Genomic DNA, 473 nt, shown 5'->3' on the forward strand with positions numbered 1-473 from the left:
GTATGTCATCCCGGCCATTTTGATATTGACTAATGTACATGGCAATAATGCCAGACCATATCCTGCAGCAGTTAACGTCAGAGTGGCTATTGTGTTTTTAGCCTGATGTGAGATTACAGGAGTCGCACCCAGCAATCGTTGTAAAATACTAATTTGTACACTATCGTTTCTTTCGTCACTATATACGACAAATGGCTGATCTTTTAGCTGCTCAGGTGAAATATATTTATTCGCCGCCAAAGGATGGTCTTTTCTCATCCCTACTACCCAGTGCCATGACATAAGCTTTTGTGCAACCAAATGCTCAGACAAATTATTATTAAAATCTGTCGCGAATGATATATCAAGTTCTTCATTTAGAATGGCTTCACAAATTTCCCATGGTGACATTTCTTCTAAATAAACTTCTACATCAGGATAATGTAAGCGGTATTGAAATAGATAATGCGACAACATGCCGCTAAGTGCTGCAT

Annotated in this window: 1 protein-coding gene; it reads right to left on the minus strand. The window is 38.7% G+C overall.

The window, feature by feature from the left end; translation table 11 throughout:
• On the minus strand, positions 1-473 hold a 473-nt coding region (locus tag AC1DCF_RS19150), incomplete at both ends, for a LysR family substrate-binding domain-containing protein (RefSeq protein ID WP_477212365.1).

Source organism: Leifsonia sp. 10L418, assembly GCF_056395445.1.